Source organism: Hyalangium sp. (genome assembly GCF_045802625.1).
In the GTDB taxonomy this organism is placed as follows: Bacteria; Myxococcota; Myxococcia; order Myxococcales; family Myxococcaceae; genus Hyalangium.
In genome coordinates this window covers 1-4,903 of the sequence record NZ_JBJMQP010000067.1, presented here as the reverse complement: position 1 = coordinate 4,903, position 4,903 = coordinate 1, and the positions used below count along the sequence as shown (strand labels likewise).

The following is a 4,903-nucleotide window of genomic DNA, read 5'->3' as shown; positions in this document are numbered from 1 at the left end:
GAGCAACCCCGAGCACGTGGCCTTCACCGTGCGCGTGCGCAACCTGCTCGACCGCGCGGGCCTCATCGCGCGCCCGGAAGCCAAGCCCATTGGCGGGTGATAGGGATCTGCACCGTCAGCAACCGCGCCGTACCGCGCCGTGGGCACTCCGTACGGCTGCTGCACGGCGCGGCGGGGCCTTCGCGCTCCGCATCATGGCCGTGCCCGAAGGCAGCCGGTGGAACACCTGTGAAAAAAGAACAGGGAGGGAACACCTGCCATGTCTGGTCGGTGCCCCTCCCCACGAGGTTGCCACATGTCACGCGGCGCTGCGGTTCTCGTCCTTCAGCGCGAAGGGTTGCGCATCCATGCCAGCCCGGAGCGCCTTGATGAGCCGCTCCATCTCCGCCATGGGCACGTCGCGCACGGTGACGAGTGCCATTCCACTCTCCTGGCGCATGTCGATGCGAACCGGTGCCACATCCTTGAAGTGCCGGTTGAGGCTGTCCCCCAGATACAGCCAGCGCACCATGTCGGACACGGGAGCCCGTGTCTTGGGAGCTGGCTTCCGCTTCACTCGCGCCGCCCGCTGCATCTCATCCAGGCGGCAGCTCCAGAAGGGCTTGTCCACCGTCGTGCCGTCCGGTTGCGGCACCTGCACGACCGTGAAGCTCGGGTCTGGGGAAGGCACGGTGATTTTAGCGGCCTTCGCGTAGTTGCGCAGGGCACGCAGGTTCTTCAATCCATAATAGAGGAGGACGCCGAGGCCGAATCCCTTGGACGAGTTCTCGTACCAGCTCAGATCCTCCCGTGTGAGGCTGGGGATGTGCCTGCAGAGATAGTCCGGGGCGTTCTTGTACTCGGGGCCCGCATTCAGGCTCTGCCATTTGAAATAAGAGTAGAACGCGGAGATGTAGACCTGCGCATCGCTGGCCTGCTTGACGTAATCGCGGATGCGGTCGCGTATCTCCTCCAATGTCAGTTCACGTTCGGCTTCCTGAAGTGTTTCCATGGGTTGCATCCTCTTGGGTGACCACTGAAGCTCGGCGAGAAAAGGGCGGGGAGGGACACCGCCATGCCTGGTCGGCCTCCCGCCCCGCCCGGTTACCTCACTCGCGCCTGTCTGGGCCTACTTCGCGGCCAGCGAGGGCTGGGCCTGCAGTCCCTGCTGGAGCGCCTGGATGAGCTGCGGCACCTCCGCCATCGGCACGCCCTGCAGGTTGATCAGCGTCGTCCCGTCACGGTTGTTCGCGGTGAAGCGGACCTCAGCCACCCCGTTGAAGCTCTGGAAGATGCTGTCCTCGAAGAACAGCAGGCGCGCCTTGTCCGGTACGGGCACACGCGCCGCGATCGGGGCCCGCTTCGCCCGCGTGGCGCTCTCCACGTCGTCCACGCTGCACTCGACGAAGGGCTTCTTCACCACCTTGTCGTCGTCCTGCGGCACGTCGAGGACCACGGTGCTCGGATCCGCCGGAGCGGTGGCGCTGACCGCATCCAGGTAGCGGAGCAGGGCGCGCAGGCGGTACATGCCGTACTGCGTGCAAGTGTCCGCGTCGAAGCTGCGGGCCACGACGAACTGCTCGTGCCGCACCCGCATCCCCCTCACGTTCCGAGGAGGTGCGTGTTGCCCCGCATCCGCCCACCCGGGACGCACCGCCCCTGGGCGAGCCGCGAGGTGTTGAAGCCCCTGGCGCTCTGGGCGCCCGAGCCCATCCTCCCCGCCGCGGCAGGGCGTTTCGACCGGGGCCGCGTCGTGGTGGAGGTTCAGGCCACGCCGGAGGAGGCCCGGAGCGCATACACCCTCACGCTCTGGGACGCCGGGCGCACGCGCACCGTCACCCTTGGCAACGTGACGTTCCCGTAGCCGCCGCGTTCGGGCCCTGGCCCGCCCGGGCTCCGCGTCGGTAGCGGGTCTCCAGGGAACGTCCACCCGGAACGTCTCGCTCAGCGCTCCGTCTCGTCGTCCATCAGCAGGGTGTTGGCCATGATGGATAGTGCCCGGAGTTGCCGTGGGCTCAACTGGCGCAGCGTGCGAACGAGACGCCGCACGCCGGGCGGCTCCTCGCTCTCCGGGAGTGACTGTTCCATCCACGTGAGCGTCTGCTTGGAGGATAGACCCAGCACCTCGTTGCCATCCAAGCGCAAGACGCGGCACAGCCGCACCAACGTGGGCACGCTGGGGAGCATGTCGCCGCGCTCGAAGCGGCCATACACCTCGGTGACGAGGCCGATGCGGCCGGCCACCTCCTCCTGTGTCAACCCGGCCTTCCTGCGCGCCTCGCGCGCCACTTCCCCCATGTGGAGGCTGAGCGGCGTCCGTTTCTTGTGTCCCTCGGGCATATTCGCCTCGGTTCTCGAGGTCCGTATCCTCCAGGTGTCAGCGGCCGGGAGCCATGCCCTGATGGGTTGTTGGACCCATGTACCATCCTCTGGGTTGGTTGTACTTCCAGGGGGCCGCTCATGATGAAGCAGGATTCCACGCGGGCGCAGGGGAGAAGGACCGGCGCCGGCTCGTTGCTCCTGGCGATGCTGGCGCTGGTGACGCTGGGCGGGTGCGCCACGGGCCATCCCCTCGGGAGCCTGAGTGGCAGCGTGGGGCTTCATTCACGCGCCACCTCCTGGCGCCATGACGCTGGTACCTGGCAGTCAGTGGACTCGCCCGTGACAGCGGAGACAGGAAGCGCGGGCGGTTTCCCCGAGCAGACGGTGGACCTCTTCCAGGCGGCGCAGGAGGCCAGCGGCCTCGGGGAGGAGGCCCGGCATCCGCCAGGTGCGGCGCTCTACCAGGAGCAGGCGCGTGAGCTGCTGGGCCGGTTGGCGAAGACGCGCGCGACGCCCCAGAGCTTCGCCCCGCGCCGGCTGCTGTTCTGGCTGCTGCGCGAGGTGCTCGCCGGGGGCGAGCGCGTGGAGTACGCCGACCTGAAGTGGCGGGCCGAGCGCTTCGGCTTCCTCGTGATGGTGCGCCCGGACGGCTACCTGGTGTCCGCGCTCACCGGCACCCCGCTCCAGCGCATGGGCCCGCTCGAGCTCGAGCAGGGCGAGTGGAAGGTGGGCCTGCTGCGGGTGGGCGACTGCTATTTCTCCCACGGGGGCGTCCTCTACCCCGTCACCGAGGCCTTGCGGCGCGCGGACGGCCCACCCCTGGCCGAGCTGAGCCTGGGGAGGGACCCGGTCAACGCCGCGCTCGACGGCGGGCAGCAAGCCCTGACGGAGATGGCCGTGGCGTTGGCCGGCACCATCGTCCACCCCATCCGCACCGTGGAGGGCCTCACGCAGTTGCCCATCACGGTGGCGGTGCTCATCGCCTCCTCGCCCGAGTACTTCGCGCACTACGGCACCCTGTCCCACGAGGACCAGATACGCGAGGCCGCGCGCCTGTCCACGCACGTGCTCGCACTGCTCGGCGGCGCACAGGCCACGGTGGGCGGCATCACCGGACTGGGAGCGGAGCTGCCGGTGGTGTCGCTCACGGCCGAGGGCGAGCTGGTGCTGGGTGGCGTCGTGGTGGCCGAAGGCACGACGGCCACCACGGTGAGCGTGGACCTCGGCGCCCTCTCCGTCCTGCACATGGCGGGCAAGGGGCAGGGAAAGAGCAGCGGCGCGAGCGGCAAGGCGGGCAAACCCACCCCGAAGGCTTCACCGCGGAGACCCGGCCAGTGGACGTACAAGAAGCCGACGACCGAGTCCCAGCAGGCCCTGGACTTCCAGGAGCAGATAACCGGACGGCCCGCCTGGTACGTCTACATGATTGGTGCGGTGGAGTTCGATGGTTTCAATGGCCTTGAGTTGCTCGAGGCCAAAGGGGCCAGCTACAAGAAATTCCTCACGAAAGTCGGCACGGTCCAGCCCTGGTTCGAAGTGGGAAAGGGCTACAAGGAGCTGATGAAGCAAGCCAGAAGGCAGTCCGAGCTTGCCGAGCACCTGGGGCTACCGGTGGTCTGGCACGTGGCCGAGGAGGAGTTCGCGAACTTCCTTCGCAAGCTCTTCGAGAGAAGTAAGTGGAAGAACATCAAAGTCGTCCATACGCCGCCAACACGGTGAGGAGCGCGCATGCATGAGGACTACTATCTGGGAGCCTACTGGGGGCCACGCAAGGAGACGGCGCTGGAGTGTGCCCGGCGCGCCGAGCTCTTCTTCCACATGCTGGCGCGGTGTGACCCGACGTTTGCCCAATGGTACCGGGGAGGGCGTGGTGCCCCCCGAGGGTTGCCGGGTTACCCGGTTCGCCCAGAAGTGGAAGAGTGGGAGGAGTTGTTCCGTCGCGGGAGGAACCGTACGGATGTCGGTAAGAAGATCATCGAGGAGCTGGGCTTCAGTGAGTTCGTGTGGAATGCGAAGACCCTGGAACGGACCCGCCTCGAATTTCATTGCGGTGGATACTCCCGGGGAGTACCCAATTCGTGCCTCCTCTACCCGCCCGAGCTGGGCCCGGGGCGGGAGCGCATTCTGAGCGCCCCCGTGCTGGCCGAGGTGCTCACCTGTGTCGCCACGGCGTGGGACCCCGACTCCGCCATGGCCAGTTCCACCGAAATGGTACGCCTCGTGGAGAAAGAGGGCGATGAGGTGCGGGTGGGCTGGCTGACGTACCTTACGCGCCGCTTGGGCACGTTGCCGCCGCTACCCGCGCCCGTGCGCATCGAGCCGGTGGGCACGCTGGGCTGGCTCCTTGTCCTCTCCCCCGAGCCCATGACGGCGAGCAACCCCGAGCACGTGGCCTTCACCGTGCGCGTGCGCAACCTGCTCGACCGCGCGGGCCTCATCGCGCGCCCGGAAGCCAAGCCCATTGGCGGGTGATAGGGATCTGCACCGTCAGCAACCGCGCCGTACCGCGCCGTGGGCACTCCGTACGGCTGCTGCACGGCGCGGCGGGGCCTTCGCGCTCCGCATCATGGCCGTGCCCGAAGGCAGCCGGTGGAACACCTGT

General features: G+C 67.8%; 6 protein-coding genes. 3 read left to right on the top strand and 3 right to left on the bottom strand.

Translation table 11 applies throughout. From position 1 onward, the window contains the following. Positions 1–298: 298 nt before the first annotated feature. Both ACJ8AT_RS13595 and ACJ8AT_RS13590 read right to left on the bottom strand, forming a co-directional pair. The gene (locus ACJ8AT_RS13595; RefSeq protein ID WP_407738135.1) at positions 299–991 is read right to left on the bottom strand and encodes a hypothetical protein; all 693 of its coding nucleotides are present in this window, start codon (positions 989–991) and stop codon (positions 299–301) included. A 117-nt stretch (positions 992–1,108) separates the two neighbouring features. Further along, positions 1,109–1,570 (bottom strand): hypothetical protein, encoded by a 462-nt coding sequence (locus ACJ8AT_RS13590; RefSeq protein WP_407738134.1) that lies wholly within the window; start codon positions 1,568–1,570, stop codon positions 1,109–1,111. A 33-nt stretch (positions 1,571–1,603) separates the two neighbouring features. Here ACJ8AT_RS13590 and ACJ8AT_RS13585 point away from each other — a divergent pair, with 33 nt between their 5' ends. Next, positions 1,604–1,843, top strand: a complete 240-nt coding sequence (locus ACJ8AT_RS13585) for a hypothetical protein (RefSeq protein ID WP_407738133.1) — start codon at positions 1,604–1,606, stop codon at positions 1,841–1,843. Positions 1,844–1,923: 80 nt separating this feature from the next. Here ACJ8AT_RS13585 and ACJ8AT_RS13580 read toward each other — a convergent pair whose 3' ends face one another. Then, positions 1,924–2,319, bottom strand: coding sequence for a helix-turn-helix domain-containing protein (locus tag ACJ8AT_RS13580; RefSeq protein ID WP_407738132.1), 396 nt, complete (start codon positions 2,317–2,319; stop codon positions 1,924–1,926). Positions 2,320–2,439: 120 nt separating this feature from the next. On the opposite strand from ACJ8AT_RS13580, the gene ACJ8AT_RS13575 reads away from it, so the two are divergent. After that, positions 2,440–4,020, top strand: coding sequence for a Tox-REase-5 domain-containing protein (locus ACJ8AT_RS13575; RefSeq protein ID WP_407738131.1), 1,581 nt, complete (start codon positions 2,440–2,442; stop codon positions 4,018–4,020). Positions 4,021–4,029: 9 nt separating this feature from the next. Beyond that, on the top strand, positions 4,030–4,773 hold the full coding sequence (locus ACJ8AT_RS13570) for an Imm52 family immunity protein (RefSeq protein ID WP_407738130.1): 744 nt from the start codon (positions 4,030–4,032) through the stop codon (positions 4,771–4,773). The last annotated feature ends 130 nt before the right edge of the window (positions 4,774–4,903 follow it).